Origin of the sequence: Plasticicumulans sp., from assembly GCF_035331805.1 — a bacterium.
Lineage (GTDB): Bacteria > Pseudomonadota > Gammaproteobacteria > Competibacterales > Competibacteraceae > Plasticicumulans.
Map to the genome: position 1 here is coordinate 1 of NZ_DAOLKE010000442.1, position 2,548 is coordinate 2,548.

Annotated in this window: 3 protein-coding genes and 1 other RNA gene; all 4 read left to right on the plus strand. The window is 71.2% G+C overall.

Annotated features, from left to right (window positions below):
- Nucleotides 1–261 precede the first annotated feature (261 nt).
- Nucleotides 262–1,227, plus strand: coding sequence for a thiamine-phosphate kinase (gene thiL / locus PKE44_RS18110; RefSeq protein WP_324554039.1), 966 nt, complete (start codon nucleotides 262–264; stop codon nucleotides 1,225–1,227).
- On the plus strand, nucleotides 1,211–1,693 hold the full coding sequence (locus PKE44_RS18115) for a phosphatidylglycerophosphatase A (RefSeq protein ID WP_324554041.1): 483 nt from the start codon (nucleotides 1,211–1,213) through the stop codon (nucleotides 1,691–1,693). The genes thiL and PKE44_RS18115 overlap by 17 nt, the downstream gene beginning before the upstream one ends.
- A 128-nt stretch (nucleotides 1,694–1,821) precedes the next feature.
- Nucleotides 1,822–2,034: a hypothetical protein gene (locus tag PKE44_RS18120; RefSeq protein WP_324554043.1), complete on the plus strand. Its 213-nt coding sequence runs from the start codon at nucleotides 1,822–1,824 to the stop codon at nucleotides 2,032–2,034.
- Between the two features lie 145 nt (nucleotides 2,035–2,179).
- Nucleotides 2,180–2,548, plus strand: a transfer-messenger RNA (tmRNA) gene (gene ssrA / locus PKE44_RS18125).

The window sequence follows — 2,548 nt, forward strand, 5'->3', positions numbered from 1 at the left end:
CATCGAGATCGGCCGGCGACAGCGCCGCGGCGCCCTCGGCGCGCGCGGCATCGGCGGCCGGCGTCCGGCCGTTCGTGGCAGCCGCTTCGGCCGCAGCGGTGAAACCCGGCGCGAGCATCAGCATCAGCCACAGGACGGCGAAGCGTGGATTTGGCATCGTGTACGTCTCCCCCGATTCCGCTACGGCAGTCTGGCTGTGACCTTCCTGCCGCTGTCTTTGTTGCGACGCAATAGTCATACGACCCCGGAAACGACGCCTCGATGACCGCAGAGTTCACGCTGATCGACGATCTGATCGCCCGGCGCACCGGCGCGCAGCGGGCCGATGTGGCGCTCGGCATCGGCGATGACTGCGCGCTGCTCGTGCCGCCGCCGGGCCGGCAGCTCGCGGTCAGCCTCGACCTGCTGGTCGCCGGCGTGCACTTCCTGCCCGATGCCGAGCCGGTCGCGCTCGGCCACAAGGCGCTGGCGGTGAACCTGTCGGATCTGGCCGCAAGCGGCGCCGAACCGGCGTGGATCACGCTCGGCCTGACGCTGCCGGGCGCCGATGCCGGCTGGCTCGCGGCCTTCATGGACGGCTTCGCCGCGCTCGCCGCCGAGCACGGCGCGCAGCTCGTCGGCGGCGACACCACGCGCGGGCCGCTCTGCATCGCCGTGCAGGTGCACGGCTTCGTGCCGCCCGGCGCGGCGCTGACCCGCAGCGGGGCGCGAGCGGGCGATCTGGTCTGCATCACCGGCACGCCCGGCGAGGCCGCCGCCGGGCTGGCGCTGCGCTTCGGCCGGCTGGAGCTGCCCGAGCCCTTCGCCACGCACTGTCTCGCCCGCCTCGACCGGCCGACGCCGCGCATCCGCGCCGGGCTGGCGCTGCGCGGACTGGCGAGCGCCTGCATCGATGTCTCCGACGGCCTCGCGCAGGACCTCGGCCACATCCTCTCGGCCAGCGGCTGCGGCGCGACGCTCGCGCTCGGACGATTACCGCTGACCGCCGTCAACGCCGCACTCGGAGCCGAGGCCGCGTGGCCGTATGCGCTCGCCGGCGGCGATGACTACGAGCTGCTGTTCACGCTGCCCGCGGCGCAGCAGGCCGAAGCCGAAGCCCGGCTCGCCGCCGCCGGCTGTCCGTTCAGCGTCATCGGCCGCATCGATCCCGAACCCGGCCTGCGCCTCGTGCGCCCCGATGGCCGGCCGCATGCGCTGGAACGGGGCGGTTATGAACACTTCGCCTGAGCGCGCGCCGCGCGTCTTCCGCGACTGGCGGCATTTCCTCGCCTTCGGCCTCGGCAGCGGCCTCGTCCCGGTCGCGCCGGGCACGGCCGGCACGCTCGCCGCCGTGCCGTTCGCGTGGGGGCTGGCCGCGCTGTCGCCGGCGGCTTACCTGTTCATCGTGCTCGCGGCCTTCGCGCTCGGCGTGTACGTCTGCGGGCGCACCAGCCGCGACCTCGGCGTGCACGATCACGGCGGCATCGTCTGGGACGAGTTCGTCGGCTACTGGATCACGATGTACATGGCCCCGCCCGGCCCCGGCTGGCTGATCGCCGGCTTCGCGCTGTTCCGGCTGTTCGATGTCTGGAAGCCGTGGCCGATCCGGATTTTCGATGTCCACGTGCCCGGCGGACTTGGCATCATGCTCGACGACGTACTGGCTGGACTGTACGCCTGGGTACTGCTGCAGGCCCTGACCGCCGTGCTGTGACCCGCGCGCAACCGAAGGTGCGCAACACCCCGCAAGCCTTGATCCGTATCGACGAGTACCCATCAGTACCCTGCCGCGCCGCCCGCCGGCGGCCGTCAGGACCACGACCTGATGCATCAGGAGGACGCATGAGTGCCGACCTGCAGTTGATCTCCGAAGCCCTGGCCCAGCAGAACCGCCTGCTGCGCGAGATTGCCAACGACCTGCGCACGCTGGTGCGCGTCGCCGAGCTTTCCCATCCCGAGTTCGCCGATCCGACGCCCTCGCGCCCGGACAACACCATCCGCCCGGCCAGCATCGCCGTCGATCCGGCGCTGCTGCCGAACGGCGGCAGACGCTGAGGCCGGAACGCGACCGGCACACCCGGCTTGAAATCCGCCGCGGCACCGCCATATCGATCCCCGGTGCCGCGCAGTCCGCAAGTCCGCTGCCCGGCACCGGCGCTGGCAGCGGCCTTGCGGTCGGTGTACAGTCGCCCTCCCTTCAGGGGCCGACCTGGTTTCGACGTGGGTGGCAAAACCTGAGGCGCATGCCGAGGACGTCGCTAGGCCTCGTAAAAAAAGCGACAACTCATAGTTGCCAACGACGACAACTACGCTCTGGCCGCCTAACCCGGCCAGCCTCTGACCGGAACTTGCTCGTGAAGTCCGGGTGCCCGCAAGGGCACATCAGGGGTCGACCAGCACGAGATCGCGCGCAAGCCCGCCCGGGGCCCAGGCGCTAAAACCAAGCGGGACCGCCGTTCGAGACCCTGCCCGTCGGGACGAGAACGGTCAGATCAATGACTGGGCTAAGCATGTAGTGCCAAGGGCGGAGCGCTTGCGGACGCGGGTTCGATTCCCGCCGGCTCCACCA